16 protein-coding genes and 1 tRNA gene are annotated in these 19562 nt (G+C 41.2%); 14 read left to right on the forward strand and 3 right to left on the reverse strand.

The features are described from left to right. Positions 1 to 168: 168 nt before the first annotated feature. Positions 169 to 3834: a YhgE/Pip family protein gene (locus AB5026_RS07830; protein ID WP_368213081.1), complete on the reverse strand. Its 3666-nt coding sequence runs from the start codon at positions 3832 to 3834 to the stop codon at positions 169 to 171. Between the two features lie 582 nt (positions 3835 to 4416). On the opposite strand from AB5026_RS07830, the gene AB5026_RS07835 reads away from it, so the two are divergent. Then, positions 4417 to 5007: a TetR-like C-terminal domain-containing protein gene (locus AB5026_RS07835; protein WP_059086526.1), complete on the forward strand. Its 591-nt coding sequence runs from the start codon at positions 4417 to 4419 to the stop codon at positions 5005 to 5007. Positions 5008 to 5260: 253 nt separating this feature from the next. Here AB5026_RS07835 and AB5026_RS07840 read toward each other — a convergent pair whose 3' ends face one another. Next, positions 5261 to 6214 carry an alpha/beta fold hydrolase gene (locus AB5026_RS07840; RefSeq protein WP_114001992.1) on the reverse strand — a complete coding sequence of 318 codons (954 nt, stop codon included), beginning with the start codon at positions 6212 to 6214 and terminating at the stop codon, positions 5261 to 5263. 589 nt (positions 6215 to 6803) lie between these two features. After that, positions 6804 to 7253, reverse strand: a complete 450-nt coding sequence (locus AB5026_RS07845) for an SseB family protein (protein ID WP_368213083.1) — start codon at positions 7251 to 7253, stop codon at positions 6804 to 6806. Positions 7254 to 7649: 396 nt separating this feature from the next. On the opposite strand from AB5026_RS07845, the gene AB5026_RS07850 reads away from it, so the two are divergent. The 13 genes from AB5026_RS07850 to AB5026_RS07910 all read left to right on the forward strand — a co-directional run bounded on the left by AB5026_RS07850 (position 7650) and on the right by AB5026_RS07910 (position 19422). Next, complete coding sequence (locus tag AB5026_RS07850; RefSeq protein ID WP_015526538.1) at positions 7650 to 7826, forward strand: hypothetical protein; 177 nt, start codon at positions 7650 to 7652, stop codon at positions 7824 to 7826. Between the two features lie 609 nt (positions 7827 to 8435). Beyond that, positions 8436 to 8588 carry a hypothetical protein gene (locus AB5026_RS07855; RefSeq protein WP_022426828.1) on the forward strand — a complete coding sequence of 51 codons (153 nt, stop codon included), beginning with the start codon at positions 8436 to 8438 and terminating at the stop codon, positions 8586 to 8588. A gap of 2155 nt (positions 8589 to 10743) precedes the next feature. Further along, a complete protein-coding gene (locus AB5026_RS07860; protein ID WP_092072358.1) occupies positions 10744 to 11511 on the forward strand; it encodes a ParA family protein in 768 nt (255 codons plus the stop codon). Further along, on the forward strand, positions 11511 to 12443 hold the full coding sequence (locus tag AB5026_RS07865) for a ParB/RepB/Spo0J family partition protein (protein WP_022426830.1): 933 nt from the start codon (positions 11511 to 11513) through the stop codon (positions 12441 to 12443). The genes AB5026_RS07860 and AB5026_RS07865 overlap by 1 nt, the downstream gene beginning before the upstream one ends. An 8-nt stretch (positions 12444 to 12451) precedes the next feature. Continuing rightward, on the forward strand, positions 12452 to 12973 hold the full coding sequence (locus AB5026_RS07870) for a DUF4446 family protein (RefSeq protein WP_015526535.1): 522 nt from the start codon (positions 12452 to 12454) through the stop codon (positions 12971 to 12973). A 44-nt stretch (positions 12974 to 13017) separates the two neighbouring features. Beyond that, on the forward strand, positions 13018 to 14313 hold the full coding sequence (serS, locus tag AB5026_RS07875; protein WP_015526534.1) for a serine--tRNA ligase: 1296 nt from the start codon (positions 13018 to 13020) through the stop codon (positions 14311 to 14313). Positions 14314 to 14346: 33 nt separating this feature from the next. Then, entirely contained in the window at positions 14347 to 15222 is an 876-nt protein-coding gene (locus tag AB5026_RS07880; RefSeq protein ID WP_059086529.1) for a DUF3881 family protein, read from the forward strand. A gap of 102 nt (positions 15223 to 15324) precedes the next feature. Further along, positions 15325 to 15398: transfer RNA gene (locus tag AB5026_RS07885), tRNA-Arg, on the forward strand. Between the two features lie 284 nt (positions 15399 to 15682). After that, positions 15683 to 16108 (forward strand): GNAT family N-acetyltransferase, encoded by a 426-nt coding sequence (locus AB5026_RS07890; protein ID WP_368213084.1) that lies wholly within the window; start codon positions 15683 to 15685, stop codon positions 16106 to 16108. Between the two features lie 27 nt (positions 16109 to 16135). Continuing rightward, positions 16136 to 17014: a LysR family transcriptional regulator gene (locus tag AB5026_RS07895; RefSeq protein WP_021650153.1), complete on the forward strand. Its 879-nt coding sequence runs from the start codon at positions 16136 to 16138 to the stop codon at positions 17012 to 17014. 126 nt (positions 17015 to 17140) lie between these two features. Then, on the forward strand, positions 17141 to 17611 hold the full coding sequence (locus AB5026_RS07900; RefSeq protein ID WP_368213085.1) for a flavodoxin: 471 nt from the start codon (positions 17141 to 17143) through the stop codon (positions 17609 to 17611). Positions 17612 to 17639: 28 nt separating this feature from the next. After that, positions 17640 to 18407 (forward strand): carboxymuconolactone decarboxylase family protein, encoded by a 768-nt coding sequence (locus tag AB5026_RS07905; protein ID WP_015526521.1) that lies wholly within the window; start codon positions 17640 to 17642, stop codon positions 18405 to 18407. Positions 18408 to 18417: 10 nt separating this feature from the next. Further along, entirely contained in the window at positions 18418 to 19422 is a 1005-nt protein-coding gene (locus AB5026_RS07910) for an aldo/keto reductase (protein WP_021650152.1), read from the forward strand. Positions 19423 to 19562 lie beyond the last annotated feature (140 nt).

Below are 19562 nucleotides of genomic sequence, written 5' to 3' on the forward strand. Positions count from 1 at the left end.
AGGATGCTTTTATCCGCTTGATTTTCTGTAGCTGCTATAATAGTAGCGTGGAGAATTGGTGGAGACAACATAAAAAAACTGTACAGTTGCTCAGATGAGCTTCTGTACAGTTTTAATTTTTCTATATCTAACAGAAGGTTCGGGGGAGCTTCTGTCAGTAACTAAGTATTATGCAAGACCTCTTTCTTCCAGCCAGTCGAAGAGAACAACTTTTTCTGCTTTCTTTCTCTTGGTCATGTGATTGAACTGAAGGATTGTCAGGATCGTGAAGATCACTAACAGTGCAACCATTACAATAATGGAAGTGGTAATGCTTCGGCCACCGCTGATCGTTGCACGGAATGCATCGACCGTATAAGTAAACGGAACGTATGCATGGATCTTTGCAACGAATGAAGGTGAAACCTCAACCGGATAAGTTCCGGCAGATCCTGCAAGCTGAACGACCATGAATACCAGCATCAGGAAGCTTCCTACTTTACCAAGAGTAATGTTAAAGAAGTACATGATAGAGGTAAAGGTCATTGATGTCAGGCAGGCGAAGAGTACGGTTTTGCCCATCTCTGCAGGTGTGAATCCGTTAAATGCACGTAACAGCAGGATCAGGCAGATTCCCTGAAGGATCGCTACCGGATAAAGGACGGAAGCTTTGCTTGCCCACCATGCGAAACCGGATTTCAGTTTGCCTTTATACTGAGCCAGAGGATACATCAGGCAGAATGCCAGTGCGCCGACCCAGAGGCCTACAGACATCATGTAAGGTGCCATTGCGTGTCCGTTATTCGGGACATCGGTAAGTTTTGTTTCATCGTTTACAACAGGAGTTGCGAACATTTTGATCGTTTCATCACTTGCTGAATTGTCTTTTACAGTGGTAGCTCCATCGCTGAGGCTTGTGGTCAGTGTCTTGGAACCGTCTTTCAGTTCTTTCATACCGCTTCCAAGCTTCTTGGAGCCATCATACAGCTGAGAGGAACCGCTCTGGATCTGGGCAGCGCCATCTGCAAGCTGTTTTGCACCATTGTTAAGTGTGCTGTTGTTGCTTACAAGCTTCTCGGTACCGCTGAGAAGTGTTGAGGTACCGTTTGCTAATGTCTTAGTACCGTTTGCAAGAGTAGTAGCACCGCTGGAAAGGGTTTTGGCTCCTGTTGAGAGCTTTTTGGTACCGTCTGTAAGAGCGGAGCTGTTTTCGGAAAGCTTAGCAACACCATCGGTGTAGGTTGTGATTCCGGTTGTCAGTGTTCCGGAACCATCGGCTAATGCTTTTGTTCCATCTGCAAGAGTAGTAGCACCGCTGGAAAGAGCATTGGCTCCTGTTGCCAGTTTCTTGGTGCCGTCTGTAAGAGCAGCACTGTTTTCGGAAAGCTTAGCAATACCATCGGTGTAAGTTGTGATTCCATCTGTCAGTGCCTTAGAACCATCTGCCAGCTGACCTGCACCGGATTTGATATCCGGAAGTGCGCCAGTGATCTGTTTGCCGGCTGTTTTCAGATTCTTTGCACCATCGTTGAGCTGCTTATCATAAGATGTCAGTTGGTCAAATCCATCGTTCAGAGCTTTGATTCCTGCTGCTGCAGCCGGGAAGGCTTCGACTGTGCCGTCTTCCAGAGACTGAAGTCCTGCGGAAACGTTCTTGGTTCCTGTGTTTACAGCCTGTGCACCCTGATACAGCTGGGTAACACCTGCAGAAAGCTGAGCGATCAGATCTGTAGGAAGCTGACTTGTAGCTGCAGATAACTGCTCTGCACCTGCGCTCATGGTTGTTGCACCTGCACTCATCTGGTTTGCACCATCTGTCATGGTTGTTGCACCCTCAGAAAGTGTGCCGGCACCCTGAGTCAGTCCTCCGGAGATCTGAGTCAGTCCGGAAGCTGCTTCGTTAAGCTTGGAAGCAACAGCATTCAGATTTTCCTGAGTAGAAGAGAGCTGACCGGATACACCAGCTGCAAGCTGTGAAACCTGATCAGAATAGCTGCTCATGTAAGAACCGTCCACGCCAGTCATTCCACCGGCTACGCTGTTTAAAGCGTTGATCACATCATTCAGAGCTGCTGCGGAAATGGTTCCGTCCTCAGAAGCGGTTGCCTGAATCGCCTGAAGCTGTGCTGCTAAATCGGTCATTGTCTGTCCGGCAGTACCGATCTTGGTATTTGCATCAGTAAGTGCCTCCGTTGTCTGCTGTCCGTATCCTGTAAGGATGTTGCTGACCTGATCACCTACCTGTGAGAACTGTGTGCCTGCATTCTGGAGAGCAGGGATCAGACTGTCTGTGATACTGCTGCTGGTCTGACTTGTGATACCTGCGGCCTGAGTGATATATCCGGCTGCGTTGTTGATTCCGTCTGCCGCATTGTTCATACCAGCTGCAGCACTGTTCATACCAGCTGCGGCTGTGTCCATACCATCCTTTGCGGAAGTAAGGCCGGCTGCAAGCTTGTTGATGGATTCCTGTGTTGTTCCCTCTTTCAGAGCAGAAACCTTATCGTTCAGGGCTTTCAGTCCGTTTTCCAGCTGCTGTGTTCCGGATATCAGTGACTGTGAGTCATCGGTTCCTTTGGTAACACCGGTATTCAGCTGAGAGATACCATTGGAAACTGTTGTGAGTCCGTCTTCAAGTTTTGCAAGCTCTTTGGCACCGGCTGCGAGTTTGCCAGCACCAGCCACATAGGTGGTAGTTCCATCTGCAAGAGTGTCAGCACCAGCTACATACTGTGTTGCTCCGTCGGAAAGAGTATCAATACCTGCACTTAATGCATTTGCACCGGATTCCAGGCTGCTTGCGCCAGATTTCAGTGTATCAGAATTTTTATTAAGCTCATCCACACCAGCGGTGTACTGCTGAACACCTTCATCCAGAGTATCTACACCGGTTGTCAGCTCCGGAACCTTTTCTGTCAGAGCCGCAACGCCGCTGTTCAGCTGGTTTGCACCGGATTCCAGGCTGCTTGCACCGGATTTCAGTGCATCAGAATTTTTATTAAGCTCATCCACACCAGCGGTGTATTGCTGAACACCTTTATCCAGAGTATCCACACCGGTTGTCAGCTCCGGAACCTTTTCTGTGAGGGTTGCAACGCCGCTGTTCAGCTGATCTGCACCATCGTCCAGGCTCTTTGCACCATCGTTAACCTTTGCAACACCATCGGTGTAGGTCTTAAGACCTTCGGTGAGACTGTCAGCACCACTTACGAAAGTAAGAGTACTGGTGGAAAGCTTCTTAAGGTTTTTGGTAATTGTTTTGTTACCATCAGCTGCTGTATTCAGTCCGTCTTCGATCTTTCCGGATCCGTCTGCAGCTTCCTGCATTCCGTCACCTGCTTCTGAGATAGAATCAAAAACGGTTTCTGTATAGGTTTCCGTAACCTTGGAAGCAATGTTATCACGAAGCTTCAGCATTGCTGTTTCACTGAGCTTGGAGGCGATATAGTTGGTTCCAGGGTTTGTCTCATAGGATAGCTCCATTTGCTTTGGATCGTTGTCCATTACAGTGGCTGCGTTTGCGGAGAAATTTTCCGGAATTTTGATAACCATGTAATAGGTTCCATTGGCCAGACCGTCCTCTGCTGTCTTGCTGTCTACAATGTTAAATGCCATTGAGTCGTTGTCTTTCAGCTCATCCGTCATGTCCTTACCTATGCTTAAGGTCTTGCCATTATACTCGACAGGTTTGTCTTCGTTTACCACGGCCACTGGCAGGCTGTCTACGTTTCCGTAAGGATCCCACATGGATTTCAGAAACAGACCTGCATAGATGATCGGGATTACGATAATGGCGATTACGACGATAAGCATGAGCTTGTTACGAAGTAAGCTTTTCCATTCGTTTTTGATCATATTACCTATCCCTTTCTTATTAAATTGTATTATCAAACATAGTTGATTAATCAAACTTTATTCCAGTAATGGCGACGAGATCTATTAATCATATTAAAATCTATTAATAGCTTTATATTCCATTATCAAACAAAGTGTTGATTTTCTTTACGTGATGTATTATACTAAACACATACCACAGATACAACCATTAAATCTTTACTGAATGTATATTAATAGACGGAAATGATGGAAGTGTCTATTACAGATAAAAAACTGCATAATAGACAAAAAGTACGTTATTTACTTTGAATTTATGTGCAGTTGGTAATATTAAATGCAGACAGGATTCCTATGTTTCAACACAAATATGCAGCAGATATCTGGTATCGTGTAGGTCGGCGTCGTTAACAATTTTGATCTTGTCAATTCTTAACAACAGCAGATATCTGGTATCATACAGATCGGCGTAGAGAAAGCGAATGCTTTTATTCGTTTGAAGGATGCATTATGCATTGTATGACAGTTGCAGAGTATCGTAAGTAACAGGTGATTGAGGTGGAGGAAACGTGCTTGCTTTTTTGAATTGCAGGGGGAATTAAGATGGCGGAAAAAGTTGACAGAAGAGTACGTAAGACCAAGGCACAGTTGCGAGCGGGGCTTGCCCGTCTTATGCAGAAGAAGAGTATTAAGGAAATTACGGTAAAGGAACTGGTGGAAGAAGTTGATATCAACCGCTCCACATTTTATCTTCACTATACAGATATCTATCAGATGCTGGAATCCATAGAGGCTGAATTGATGGAGGAAATCATGCATCTGGTGGCAGACTATCCGCTGGATCCTCTTAATAATAAGGAGAGTTCGTATCCTTTTATTGAGCAGATATTTACGATTCTGGATCATAATAAGGATATTTGTATCGCACTTCTTGGAAAGAATGGAGATATGGCTTTTGTGAATCGTATAGAAAAACTGATCGCAGATACAGTGCTGCATCGCTTGTCAATTCGTCTTCCGAAAGACAACCGTGATATTGAGTATGCGTATGCGTTTTGTTTGAATGGATGCGTGGGAATGATCAAGACATGGCTGTCTTCTGAGAATCAGGAGAGTACACAGCATATGGCAGAGCTGACACATAAGCTGATCGATAATACAACACACATGTATCTGGAGCAGGCACTTAGATAAGAGAAATGTCCGGATGCATGCTGTGAGTCTGGTAAAAAATAAAGAGTATTGTTTCACGTTTGTTTGAGGGAAAACTCATGTTTCACGTGAAACAGTACTCTTTTTTTATTGGCTTTTTGTTGGTTTATAGCATTTCCACAAATTACTGCATGAAGCTCAACGGCTCTGAACATGAACAATGTTCTTTTGATACGTTGATTTCCAAAATTACTATAGATAAATTTTGTTTTTGGTGCCGGATCATAAGTTGTTTTTACAGGAAAATAGCTACCTGTTCCAGGAAATGTTCCGGATCTTCCAGATGAGGAAGATGTCTGGTTTCCGGGATCACAGCGGTTTCAATGGAAGAATTCAGCTTCTGATATTCCTCTGCGATAAGAGAAGCGGAAGCTTCTTTTTCTCCGGAAATAATATAGATGCATGCATCGGAAGATTCTACGGCATTATTAATGCTGATATTCAGGTATTTGCCAATGTAGCTGGAATACAGATATTTGGCGTTGGAACCGCCCTTGTGAGCGGATTCATAATAGGTGTCTACCAGTGTATCTGTTACATGGAAGGGATTGTAGAACAGCTTTTCCATAAACAGACTGCTGATGGATTCGCGGGAAGCTACCATATGATAGATCAGAGTTCCGAAAATCGGAAGCTCGATAAAATACTTAAAGAGCTTGTTGTCTTTACAAGGTGCCTGCTTCAGGGAACTGAAGCTTGGTGGATTGACCAGCATGATCTTGCGGAAATGGTCGGAATTGTTACGGTAAGCCATGATCGCAAAAGAACCTGAGAAACCACTGGCAATAACATCGGTTTCCTCACGAATCACATTCTTGGCAAAATCACAGAGTAACTGAGCAAATACAAAATTGGTATAAGTAATATCCGGTTTTTCGGAACGTCCACATCCAAGAAGATCAATGGTGTAAACTGTATGTTCGGTTGCGAGCTGCTTCTCTATGGCATTCCATTCATAACCGGAAGCACCTGGCATGATATCATGAATAAGAAGAATAGGGGTGCCATGTCCCTGCTTTGTATAAAAAATCTTTCCAAAACGCCAGTCATAGGTTTTGCTGTGTGGCTGTTCCAGCATATCTTTAAGCTGAGATGTGGCATCTATGAAACGGTTAGCAATATGAATAACACCTGCGGCAGTTCCGACTAAAGCTGCAAGAGTAAGTAGTCTGTGTCCATTTTTCTTCATTAAAAAGCCTCCTGGAATTCGTAAAAATAATCAGGACAGATGTAACGTAATTCAGATATCTGATCTGATTTTTTCTGAATATTTCTTTGCTTTATTATACGACAGGAACGAAAAATTTACAATGTTTTTGTAGGAACCCTAACCTTGTTATTGTATGCTGACGCTACTGTCCATTCTGTTCTTGGCGATGATCGCTAAGTTGCTGTTCGTTCTGCTTTCAGTAACGCGCTTCGCAATGCAAAGAATTTATGTTGATCGCATAAATTGGTGCGGTATGGTCTCGGGCTTTCTGCGACCTTCGTTTATAAAAAAAACTTACGGAATATTATCAGTGAACAGTAGCATCGCCAATACGCTTCATGATACATAGAAATCAGATTTCGAACCGAATCAAGTAAGTCCCCTGCTTTAATTGCGAAGAGCAATAAGCAGAGGACTTACTTGTATCAGGAGAAGGAAAAGCTCCTTCTGATAAACTGCAAAGCAGTTATTTTGTTATGAGCAAGTAGCGAAGAGGATGCTTTTATCCTTCAGTAAAATACAAGTGTTTCACGTGAAACATTGGACTTGTTATCCGACAGAGCTGATGCTATACAGGATTGCCGAGGATGATGTTGATAAGGGTTTTGTTCAGCATCAGTGTGCAGTTCCATGGATTGAGAATTACTCCCTCAACAGACGGCTCTTGCAATGCAGAAGCAAAAATCTTATCAATATCTGCGGTAAATGTGGACATGATCTTATCACTGCCTTTTAACTCTTCGTCAAAGCTGGTAAATGCAGCCCACCATTGCTTTCCATCGTTGGTTTTGATCGCATGAAGAGAAATTTTTCCATCACCTTTTGGAGGTTCTACAGCAATGATCAGCTGTGCCTGCTCCTGCATTCTGTGACGGATCACGGTGAGAGTATGAGCAAGCATTTCTTCGGTTGATTCTTTTTGGAGTGCTGCAATGGCAGTTTCGATCTTTTCATTGCCATTTAAAGTCTTGTCTAATTGTTTTTTATAGAAATCGTTGCGATTATTTGTGGTGTTCATGTATAAAATATTCCTTTCAATCAGATGATAAATGACTAGTACAGCGAATATTAAGTAACCGCCATATTGACTTGTCTGATTTTTCATATGCTGCGTTGTCGTCAATCGCCGTAGCCACCGCTACGCCTCATTCCTTCGCCTTGCATATGAGAAAATCATCCTACGTCAATATAGCAGAAACTTAATTTTCGCTGTACTAGTACATTGTTTTCGAAATAACTATACCAATTACTTGTTGGTGAATCCGACTGCACAGATCTAAAAGCCTCAGCATAGCCAGCTACGCCTGCATTTTTATACCTGCACATTCGAATCCACATCCCACGCGATTGGTATAGTTATTTACGAAACAATGTATTAGCCGCAAACTGCAAGGAGTTTGCGGATGCTTTCTTTATGGATTATAGCATTTCAGGGGAAAATGAGGCAAGAGAAGAAGTGTTTTTAACTGAATCAAATAAGTCCCCTGGTTCGATTTCGAAAAGCAATAATCAGGGGAACTTGCTTGCATCAGGAGAAGTGCAGGCTCCTTCGGATAAACTGCGAAGCACTTATTCGGTTATGAGCAAGTAGTGAAGCGGATGCTTTTATCTGCTTGCATTAAATCAAGAAGTTTCCTGATTACTGATCACTTCGTTCTTGGTAATACACTTCGCGATGCACAGAAATTATGCTAATCACATAAATTTGCATGGTATGTCCAGGGCTTTCAGTGGTCTTTGCTCACAAAAAAACTCGGAGGATAATATTACCAGTTAACAGTAAGTCTCCTGCTTCAATTACGAAAAAGTAAAAAGTAATAAGTAATAAGCAGTGGGTGGCGTGTATTAGGAAGAATGCAACGGCGTTTAACAGGGAAAGAAATAGTGGGTATGTCTGAAAACAAGGTATTGCACTAATTCATGTGGCCACTGTTATGGGTACATTGTAAGCCGGTCCTGATAAATTGCAAAGTAGCTATTGGGTGTAGAACTGCGTAGTGAATACGGGTATTTTTATTCGTTTGATCCCAAATTGGATAGATATGTTTGCACACTTGAAGGCGAGTTGCCAGATACTGTCATCAGTATTCCCCATGATTTCGGTCAGATGCTTTTGTGAACTGGATGGGGAATTAACAAGTTAAGTGAATGTAGTAAAAATGTGTATTTATATGAAAAAATGGAGGGTAAGGCGGAAAATATGGGGGATTTTATAGAAAAACGATATAAGAGTAAGGATGAAATAAAGAGAAATAAGAGATTATTTCTGCGAAGAGAACACTATGATAATGATAATAACACAAACATTAAGTACGATAAAAAGGACTTTATAAAAGAAAATACTGGCAAATAAAGAGAAATAATAGGATATTTACGAATAAAAAAGTATTAAAGTACAAATTATAGTACTTTAAATAAAAAAGTACGATAAAACGTACTTTACACGTATACACACATAAAAAAGCCTTGAAATGCAAAGTGTGCACCTGCACACATACGGCAAAAAGATAAAATATAGATCCGTTCCTACTTTAAACATGTGAAATTTTGATTGATCGAATAAAAGAAAGTAGCTGCTTCGATTACAAAAAAACAATAAGCTGTGGGTGGGAAAATACTTGTACTCTTCCTGATAAACTGTAAAACAGCTATTTTGTGTAAAACTATGATCGAATGCAAAAATTTTTGTCCGCATGACTGGGATAAAGGGAAGACAGGGAAGCGTTTTACGGCTTGATTTAGAAGAAAAAAGCCTATTAAGTGAAATTTATTTTATGCCAGTTCTATGCCGGAACCTTATTCAGATACATTTTATATTGGATATTACAAAATGAAACTATGCTTGAAAAAGTCTTTAGTTAACATGTACATAACGAATATATAACAGGGCTGAAAGAAAAATGAAATAAATACGCAAATTTTTCGTAAACATAATAAAATAAACAAAAATCGAAAATTCCAGTTTCATAATATTATATTTTTTTCACGAGAGATACATGTGTTTCACGCTATAAAAACACTCCAGGAAAAGAAGTTTCCATTTACTATATATAGATGCTTTTGGGGAATATAAAGATAACAGCCACATTATTTTGTGGATGGAGTTTCTTGTATTTTTTACATGCTTTCGTGATACAGATAATGCCAGAGAGAATATATCGGAGTATTTTTTTTGATATTTCTCATTGATTTTATAATGTGTTCGTAACTGTTCAGTACCCTTGCAGTTACAAGTTAAACCGTGTCCTGGATCGATTTCGTTGATGGCATTTTTAACCGGATCGAGGAAGTCACTTGCTTCAATTATGAATATTGGTTTGATAATCTGTCTTCGGATGATGTTTCACGTGAAACATCCGAAGACAGATTAAGAATAAAGAGTTATAACCCCATCTTTGACAATTGCAGAAATAAAAAACAGCTGTAGTTCGTGCTTATGTGTTTTATGGTAGGTTTAATATAGATTTTAATCGAATCAAGTAATTCACCTGCTTCAATTGTGAACTACAATAAGCAGTGGTTGGGGACTTGCTTGTATCAGGAGAAGTACAGTCTCCTTCTGATAAACTGCGAAGCATTTATTAAGCTATGAGCAGTAGTGAGGAGGATGTTTTTATCCGCTTGACTTAAAAAATGTTTCGCAACAACGACAACTCATATGCGCTTTACGGTAGCGTGATATAGTTTTTAATCGAGTCAGGAGGTCCCCTGCTTCAAGTGTAAGAAGCAATAAGCAGCGGTTGGTGACTTGCTTGTATCAGGAAGAGTACAAGCAAGTTTTGATAAACTGCGGAGCAGTTATTCGGTGTAAAGCTGCGTAGCAACTGCGGATGCTTTTGTTTGTATGACTCGAATCAGGAGGTCCCCCTGTTTTTGGCTTCAATTGCAAGAAACGATAAGCAGTGGTTGAGAAACTGCTTCTTATCAGGGAAGAGTAGCTTGTAGTCCTTTTGGTAAATCGCGAAGCAGTTATTCAGTGTAGAACTGCGAATGCGTTTACAGATACTTTTGTTCGCTTGATAATAATAGTAATGTTTTTAGTGTTCAGATAAAATTTGAAAATGCTATAAATGCTGTAAAAGAAAGGGATTTCGATGCCTATGTAGCAGTGTGCAAGGTTCCATAAAAGATAATATCTATACCGAGAAAATCGAATTATTTTCGAGATTACGATAAATCAGAACAATTTCAGCAAAATATCTATAAATGGGAACTTCATTTCTCGGTACGTTTTTATGGCGTAATGGCGTAAAATATATAGTCTGATTGACAGCAAATAAAACTGGAAGTTTATGCGGAGTTGATGGACTTTATAATCGATGTACTGTTACTGTCAAACTTCTGTTTAGTCCGGAATGAGTTTGGGTATACTACACAATAAATAAAATAATTCAAAACCTATTTTCTATTGTTTCACGTGAAACATTATGTGGCAGTTTAAAAATAAAAGTGTTATAATGATATCCAATGAGTAAAAATCCCTTAAAAAAATAAAAAGGAGGGGTACAATGGGACGAATCATTGCAGTTGCCAATCAGAAAGGCGGGGTTGGAAAATCAACGACAGCCATCAATCTATCGGCCTGCCTTGCTGAAAAAGGGAAAAAGGTTCTTGCCATCGACATTGATCCGCAGGGAAATACGACCAGTGGACTTGGCGCAGACAAGAATGCAGTAGAAAACACCCTTTATGAGCTGCTGCTTGGAGAAGCAGAGACCAAGGATACCATTATAAAGAACGTTGTAGATAATGTTGACCTGATACCATCGAATATGAATCTTTCCGGTGCAGAAATTGAACTGGTTGATCTTGAGGATAAAGAATTTATTCTGAAAAAGATCACGGATAAACTTCGCCGGAAATATGATTACATAATCATGGATTGTCCGCCGTCACTGAGCATGCTTACAATTAATGCTTTGACAGCCGCAACCTCCGTTCTGGTGCCGATTCAGTGTGAGTATTATGCATTGGAAGGTTTGTCACAGTTGATACATACCATCGAACTGGTAAGAGACCGATTGAATAAGAGACTGAAGATCGAAGGCGTGGTCTTTACTATGTATGATGCCAGAACAAATCTGTCACTTCAGGTTGTAGAAAATGTAAAAGAAAACCTGGACCAGAATATATACAAAACGATCATACCGAGAAATGTACGACTTGCAGAGGCACCAAGCTATGGAAAACCGATCAATCTGTACGATTCACGATCTACAGGAGCAGAGAGTTATCGCCTCCTGGCAGAAGAAGTTATAGGCAGGGAGGGCGAGTGATGGCTGGAAGAAGAACAGGAGGCCTTGGAAAGGGTCTTGACGCACTGATCCCGAACAAAGCAGGCGGTCCGTCAAAGGAACCTGCAAAAAAGACAAGATCTGCAGTTGTAAAAAAAGACAAACCAACTGAAAAAGATAATCCGGCCGCAGAACGACTTGTGAAAATTTCCAGCGTAGAACCAAATCTGAATCAGCCCAGAAGACATTTTGATGAGGATGCGCTGCTGGAACTTTCGGAATCCATTAAACAGTACGGTGTTCTTCAGCCGTTGTTGGTATCCGATAAGAAGGATTATTTTGAGATCATTGCAGGCGAACGCCGCTGGAGAGCTGCCAAGATGGCAGGGCTCAAGGAAGTTCCTGTTGTTGTAAAAGAGTTTACAGACCAGGAAATCGTAGAAATTTCCTTGATCGAGAACATTCAGCGGGAAGACCTGAATCCTATAGAGGAAGCGATGGCATACAAACGTCTGATGGAAGAGTTTCACCTGAAACAGGATGAAATCGCAGACAGAGTTGCCAAAAGCAGAACTGCAGTAACTAATTCCATGCGTCTTCTGAAGCTTTCTTCAAAAGTTCAGGAAATGGTAATTGCAGATATGATCTCAGCTGGTCATGCGAGAGCACTTCTGGGAATTTCTGATGAAGCTCTTCAGGAAACAACAGCCATGAAGGTTTTTGATGAAAAACTCAGTGTTCGTGAGACGGAAAAACTTGTAAAGAATCTGGTTTCTCCTGCGAAAAAAGTAAAAACAGAGAGAAACACAGCAGAAGATGCCATTTATGAGAGCCTGGAAGAAAAAATGAAAGGTATCATGGGAACAAAGGTATCCATTCAGCGAAAGAAAAACAACAAAGGTAAAATTGAAATTGAATATTATTCCAGAGATGAACTGGAGAGGATCATTGATCTGTTCGAATCTATCAGATAGGAGGCAGAATGAGCGGGATTTTTGAAAGCATGGGAATTGATTCCGGGATTGTGATCATTGTTTTGCTGATCCTTACCATCATTCTTCTGATCAATGTGGTGAGTAGCAATATGCGTCTCAGCCGTTTGGAACGGAAGTACAAGATGTTTATGAGAGGCGGAGATGCACAGTCACTGGAAAAAGTTTTTGTAAGAAAATTTGCACAGATCGACCGGCTGTATGAAGCAAAGGAAGATCATGATCATGACATCAGCTTTATCAAAAAAAATATGAATGTAATGTTCAGCAAATATGGCGTTGAGAAGTATGATGCATTTGATGATGTAGGTGGAAAACTCAGCTTTGCATTGGCGCTTCTTGATAAAAACAATACAGGTCTGATCTTGAATGCGGTTCACAGCCGCGATAACTGTTTCCTTTATTTAAAGGAGATCGTAAAAGGTGAGTCCTATGTTGTACTTAGTCAGGAAGAAGTGGAAGCTTTGAGAAAAGCAGTAAACTTTGGCCTTGGTGAGATTGAGAAGGAATAAAAAACTGCAAAGAGTAAGAATATTTTTAATACAGGAGGAATATCATGTTAGACATTAAGTTTGTGAGAGAGAATCCGGAGGTTGTAAAGCAGAATATCCGCAATAAGTTCCAGGACAGCAAACTGGAGCTGGTTGACAAGGTTCTCGAACTTGATAAAGAAAACAGAGAGATCAAGCAGGAGGTTGAGGCTCTCCGTGCTGAGAGAAACAAGATCTCCAAACAGATCGGTGCTCTTATGGGCCAGGGAAAAAGAGAAGAGGCAGAAGAGGTTAAAAAACAGGTTGCTGCATCCGGAACTCGTATTGAGGAACTTTCTCAGAGAGAGAAAGAGGTTGAGGAAGAGCTTCTGAAAGATATGATGGTGATCCCGAACATCATCGATCCTTCTGTACCGATCGGTAAAGACGACAGCCAGAACGTAGAGATTGAGAAATTTGGTGAGCCGGTTGTTCCGGATTTTGAGGTTCCGTATCATACAGATATCATGGAGAATTTTGATGGAATCGATCTTGACAGCGCAAGACGTGTTGCCGGTAACGGATTCTATTATCTGATGGGTGATATCGCACGCCTTCATTCCGCAGTAATTTCCTATGCAAGAGATTTCATGATCAACCGGGGATTTACTTACTGCGTACCGCCTTTCATGATCAGAAGCAACGTTGTTACAGGCGTTATGAGCTTTGCGGAGATGGATGCTATGATGTACAAGATCGAAGGTGAGGATCTTTACCTGATCGGAACAAGTGAGCATTCCATGATCGGTAAATTCATTGACCAGATCATCCCGGAGGAAGAGCTTCCGAAGACACTTACAAGCTATTCTCCGTGCTTCCGTAAAGAGAAAGGTGCTCATGGACTTGAGGAGAGAGGTGTTTACCGTATCCATCAGTTCGAGAAACAGGAGATGATCGTTGTCTGCAAGCCAGAGGAGAGTAAGATGTGGTTCGACAAACTGTGGCAGAATACAGTAGATCTGTTCCGTTCTCTTGATATTCCGGTTCGTACGCTTGAGTGCTGCTCCGGTGACCTTGCTGATCTTAAGGTAAAATCCCTCGATGTTGAGGCATGGTCTCCACGTCAGAAGAAATACTTTGAGGTAGGAAGCTGCTCCAACCTTGGAGATGCACAGGCACGTCGTCTGAAAATCCGTGTAAACGGCAAAGATGGCAAGAAATACCTTGCTCATACATTAAACAATACAGTAGTAGCACCTCCGAGAATGCTCATTGCTTTCCTGGAGAATAACCTGAATGCAGATGGATCTGTAAATATTCCAAAAGCTCTGCAGCCATATATGGGCGGTATGACAAAGATTGAGAAAAAGACACGCGCGTAAGAGAAACGCAGGCTTTTTCAGGGAGGTGTTCTTGTGCACAGTTATTTAAAGACCGTTGGTTTTTCACAGATTACCAGAAGAAGTGAAATAAAAGAGATCATCCGTGATGTGATCGCAAGCTACGATGAAAAGGTTTGCGTGGAAAATCATCCGGAAGGCGTATTTGTACAGTTTTCCAAGAATTATGGCTGTGACTGTGGAATCAGCGTTTGTGGTCAGTACGATGAGAACGGTGAGTTTCACGTGGAATATTATTTCCCATTTTTCAGGGGAACAGGAATCACATCCAGGGAAAAAGTGACTGTTGAACGTCATACAGATAAGGAATCTTATGCAGGAGCATGTGATGATCTGCGTATTGGCGTGACTATGATCTTTTATCTGCAGAATCTGGCAGAATATATGCAGGAGAAATACAAAGGCCTGAAAGACCCGGGGGACCGTCCGGTGACGGTTTCCGGTCTGGCTTCTGAGGGAAAGATCCTGTTTCCGCTGCAGAAGGATAAGGAAGCGGTAAAGGTGGAGAGAGAACTTTCCAAAAACAGGACTAATCTGATCGCAGCAGCGCGTAATGGTGATGAGGAAGCTATGGAGAGCCTTACAATGGAGGATATGGATACTTACTCCATGATTTCCCAGAGAATTGTTACAGATGATGTTCTCACGATCGTGGACTCTTATTTCATGCCTTATGGAATTGAATGTGATCAGTATAATGTTCTTGGTGAGATTCTGGATATCATGAAATTTAAGAATATCCTGACAGGTGAAGAAATCTGCCAGATGACTATAGAGAGCAATGATATACAGTTTGATATCTGCATCAACAGCAAAGATCTTCTCGGTGAACCGGCAGTTGGACGCCGCTTCAAAGGAACAATCTGGCTGCAGGGTCAGCTGCACTATTAAGTTTTCAAATTTAGAATTAATTCTTGTAATTTCAAAATAAATATAGTAAAATAATGGTTGTGAAACTTTTGGAAGTGTTCGAAATGTTTCACAACTATATATGTCCATATAGCTCAGCTGGATAGAGCACTCGCCTCCTAAGCGAGGGGTCGGAGGTTCAAATCCTCTTATGGACGGGCTTCAAAGCGTTCGAAAATGTTAGCTGGATTAGCTGACAACGAACGCTTTTGTTTTTTCTAATCACGTTCGTGACATGATTTTCCATTCAAAATGATCAATTTCCAGCTAACATTTTAGTTTTGCGCTGTATTTGTACCACTCTATATAACGAAACGCTCAGATGCTGTTTTACAGTAGGGGAAAAGAAAAAATATCAAAAAATTGATGATTAATGGTGAGCTTGTGATAGAATGGATAAAAGAGAAAAGCATAAAGGATGTAGTTGTGGAGAATATTTGTTATGATTAGAAAGTTGCTGAACGGAGATATCGATAGAGTTGCTGACATATGGTTAAAGACAAATCTGAAAGCACATTATTTTATTTCCAATCAATACTGGAAAAGTAATTATGAATTAGTGAAAGAAATGATGTCACAATCCGAAGTCTATGTGTATGAAGATGATAAAATGATTCAAGGATTTGTAGGACTAAATGCTGAATATATCGAAGGTATTTTTGTCTCTGATGAAATGCAGTCATGTGGCATAGGTAAGCTTTTATTGGATTATATTAAGGATAAAAAAGTCAGCTTACGATTAAATGTATATCAGAAGAATGCCAGAGCAATTTCTTTTTACCAAAGAGAAGGGTTCATTATTCAATGTGAAGGTTTGGATGAAGATACTGGTGAAAAAGAGTACACTATGCTATGGAAACAAAAATAGAAATCGGAAGTTGTGGGAATAAAAAATATGGAATTAAGACTATTGCGCTATTTTCTGACGGTGGCAAAAGAACAGAGCTTTACAAAAGCAGCAGAACAATTGCATATTACCCAGCCAACGCTATCCAGACAAATGGCGGCATTTGAAGAGGAGCTTGGAGTAACATTATTTATTCGAAGCGGGAAGAAAATTTCGCTTACTGAAGAGGGGATTTTATTAAAAAGGCGTGCCCTGGAGATCCTTAATCTTGAGGAAAAAACACTTGAGGAACTGAAAGGAAAAGAAGATGTTGTAGAGGGAAATATAACCATTGGATGCGGTGAATTTGCAGCGGTGGAGACATTGGCGGAGATATGTAAAACATATAAAGAAAAATACCCGCTGGTTCAGATTGTATTGCATACTGCAACAGCAGATGCAGTGTATGAGATGATGAACAAAGGACTTGTAGATATTGCATTATTCATGGAGCCGGTGGACACCGAAGGGCTGGATTATATCCGGATCACAGATTGCGATCACTGGTGTGTTGGAATGCGGCCGGATGATCCGCTGGCAGAAAAAGAGTTTATAAGAAAAGAAGATCTTATTGGAAAACCATTGATCCTGCCGGAAAGAGTAAATGTTCAAAGTGAACTTGCCAATTGGTTTGGAAAAGACTTTTCGAAACTGCAGATTGCTTTTACAAGTAATCTTGGAACGAATGCCGGAGTTATGGCAGCAAATGGACTGGGCTATCCGGTATCCATCGAAGGTGCTGCAAAGTATTGGCGGGAGGATATTCTTGTACAGCGAAGAATTTCTCCTGAAATCACAACAAGTACTGTGATTGCCTGGAGACGAAACATTCCATATTCTCTGGCGGTCAGTAAAATGATAGAAGAAATAAATGCTTTTCAGGCATAGAATGGAATTCAATATAAGCATTAGACATAATAAAAATATCAGGTATAAAATAGATGTATAAGAGAAATTCAAATCTTATACATCTATTTTTATACGAAAAATTCGCAAAGAAAGGGGATTTTTATTATGAGTAAAAATTTAGTCGCATTTTTCAGTGCAAGCGGGACAACAAAAAAAGTAGCAGAAATGATTGCAGAGGAAGCAAAAGCGGATTTATTTGAGATTGAGCCAAAAGTTCCATATACAAAGGATGATCTTGACTGGATGAATAAAAAATCCCGCAGCAGTGTGGAAATGAGTGATAAGAAATACAGGCCGGAGATTATGAAGAAAAAGATGGATATGAGTTTTTATGATGAGATCCTTCTGGGATTCCCAATCTGGTGGTATGTAGCTCCGACAATTGTCAATACATTTTTGGAAGCCTATGATTTCAGTGGCAAAAAGATTGTGCTCTTTGCAACATCCGGTGGAAGTGGATTCGGTAATACTGTAAAGGAATTACAGCCATCTGCACCGGATGCGGTTATCACAGAAGGCAGCCTGTTAAACCGTGGAACAAAACAGGAAATCAGTGAGTGGGTAAAATCTTTATAAATAACAGTGCTATGGAGGTATACAGAAAATGGGAAAAATAGTACAGACAGCAGGAAGAAATACACTTGGTGAATTCGCACCGGAATTTGCACATTTTAACGATGATGTACTTTTCGGCGAAAACTGGAATAACCAGGACATCGACGTAAAAACAAGAAGTATCATCACAGTGGTTGCTCTGATGGCTTCCGGAATTACAGATTCTTCTTTAAAATATCATCTTCAAAATGCAAAAAATCATGGTGTAACACAAAAAGAGATTGCCGCAGTAATCACACATGTCGCATTTTATGCAGGATGGCCAAAAGCATGGGCTGTTTTCAATCTTGCAAAGGAAGTGTGGGAGGCAGGTGAAGGAGATTTACCATACGAAGAGGAAGCAATGCGGGCGCATGCAAAAGAGATGGTATTTCCAATTGGTGCACCAAATGATGGCTTTGCACAGTATTTTTCTGGCAGAAGTTTTCTTGCACCGATTTCCACTTCTCAGGTTGGCATTTTCAACGTGACATTTGAACCCGGATGCAGGAATAATTGGCATATTCATCATGCAAAAAGCGGTGGCGGGCAGATCTTAGTATGTGTAGCCGGCCGAGGGTTTTATCAGGAAGAAGGCAGGGATGCGGTAGAAATGAAACCGGGTGACTGTATTAACATTCCGGTAGATGTAAAGCACTGGCATGGGGCCGCTCCGGATGAATGGTTTTCCCATCTGGCAATTGAGGTGCCGGGAGTGGATTGTTCCAATGAGTGGTGTGAGGCGGTATCGGAGAAAGAGTACGCTGGATTAAGATAAGGAGAGCACTATGGAATACGGTAAACTCGGAAATACAGATATAGAAGTGTCAAAATTATGTGTGGGCTGTATGAGTTTTGGGAAAGCTGGAACCATGCATGACTGGACGTTGGATGAAGCTGAAAGTGAGAATGTTATCAAGCATGCACTTGATTTGGGATATAACTTTTTTGATACAGCAAATGGATATTCAGCAGGAACAAGTGAGGAATATTTAGGTAAAGCATTGAAGAAAAATGTAGCGAGAAATCAGGTTGTGATTGCATCCAAGGTATATTTTAATGAAGGTCGTTTATCAAGACAGGCAATCATGAGGGAAATAGATGGAACTCTGTCACGTCTTGGAACCGACTATCTTGATTTATATATCATCCATAGATTTGACTATGATACACCAATTGAAGAAACTATGGAGGCACTGCACGATCTGGTAAAAGCAGGAAAGGTCAGGGCACTTGGTGCATCTGCCATGTATGGATATCAGTTTTATAATATGCAGTTAGCCGCAAGAGACAATGGATGGACACCATTTTCTGCGATGGAGAATCATTATAATTTGCTTTACAGAGAGGATGAGAGAGAATTGCTACCAATTTGTAAGCAAATGAAAGTTTCGTTAATGCCGTATAGCCCTCTTGCAGCCGGACATCTGGCAAGACCACAGTGGAAATCAGAGTCTCTTCGTGGAACCACGGATAGGGTTGCCATGGGAAAATATGATAAGACTGAAGCGGAAGACATGCAGATAGTTAAACGTGTAGCGGAGCTTGCCGAAAAGTATAACTGCAAAATGTCCCAGATAGCCATTGCATGGCAGTGGGCAAAGGGAATTCTATCGCCTATTATTGGGGCAACCAAAACGCAGTATCTGGATGATTCAGCCGGAGCATTTGACATTAAATTAACTGCCGAAGACCTTGCATATCTTGAAGAGCCATATGTTCCACATGAGATAGTTGGTGCAATTGATAAAAATCCGGCACAAGGTGTTATTTTGCTTGATGAAAAGAAATAATAAAGAACTAGGTGTAGCCATATGAAGAAATATTTATCAGTTATTCTGGAAATTATCCTCACAGCCTGTCTGGTTGCATGTGGTAGTTCTAACAAGGATTCCGTGAACGATGATAAACAAGAGGTAAGACTGGGAAAAAT

The sequence above is a fragment of the Blautia sp. RTP21359st1_E11_RTP21359_211015 genome (genome assembly GCF_040910705.1).
Taxonomy (GTDB): Bacteria; Bacillota; Clostridia; order Lachnospirales; family Lachnospiraceae; genus Blautia_A; species Blautia_A fusiformis.

Bases quoted from the DNA above. Each gene is read 5' to 3' on its own strand.
- AB5026_RS07865 (WP_022426830.1), top strand. From the start codon at position 11,511: ATGGCTGGAAGAAGAACAGGAGGCCTTGGAAAGGGTCTTGACGCACTG.
- AB5026_RS07905 (WP_015526521.1), top strand. From the start codon at position 17,640: ATGGGAAAAATAGTACAGACAGCAGGAAGAAATACACTTGGTGAATTC.
- AB5026_RS07840 (WP_114001992.1), bottom strand. From the start codon at position 6,214: ATGAAGAAAAATGGACACAGACTACTTACTCTTGCAGCTTTAGTCGGA.
- AB5026_RS07855 (WP_022426828.1), top strand. From the start codon at position 8,436: ATGGGGGATTTTATAGAAAAACGATATAAGAGTAAGGATGAAATAAAG.
- AB5026_RS07895 (WP_021650153.1), top strand. From the start codon at position 16,136: ATGGAATTAAGACTATTGCGCTATTTTCTGACGGTGGCAAAAGAACAG.
- AB5026_RS07845 (WP_368213083.1), bottom strand. From the start codon at position 7,253: ATGAACACCACAAATAATCGCAACGATTTCTATAAAAAACAATTAGAC.
- AB5026_RS07910 (WP_021650152.1), top strand. From the start codon at position 18,418: ATGGAATACGGTAAACTCGGAAATACAGATATAGAAGTGTCAAAATTA.
- AB5026_RS07900 (WP_368213085.1), top strand. From the start codon at position 17,141: ATGAGTAAAAATTTAGTCGCATTTTTCAGTGCAAGCGGGACAACAAAA.
- AB5026_RS07850 (WP_015526538.1), top strand. From the start codon at position 7,650: ATGGATTATAGCATTTCAGGGGAAAATGAGGCAAGAGAAGAAGTGTTT.
- AB5026_RS07835 (WP_059086526.1), top strand. From the start codon at position 4,417: ATGGCGGAAAAAGTTGACAGAAGAGTACGTAAGACCAAGGCACAGTTG.
- AB5026_RS07860 (WP_092072358.1), top strand. From the start codon at position 10,744: ATGGGACGAATCATTGCAGTTGCCAATCAGAAAGGCGGGGTTGGAAAA.
- AB5026_RS07830 (WP_368213081.1), bottom strand. From the start codon at position 3,834: ATGATCAAAAACGAATGGAAAAGCTTACTTCGTAACAAGCTCATGCTT.
- serS (WP_015526534.1), top strand. From the start codon at position 13,018: ATGTTAGACATTAAGTTTGTGAGAGAGAATCCGGAGGTTGTAAAGCAG.
- AB5026_RS07890 (WP_368213084.1), top strand. From the start codon at position 15,683: ATGATTAGAAAGTTGCTGAACGGAGATATCGATAGAGTTGCTGACATA.
- AB5026_RS07870 (WP_015526535.1), top strand. From the start codon at position 12,452: ATGAGCGGGATTTTTGAAAGCATGGGAATTGATTCCGGGATTGTGATC.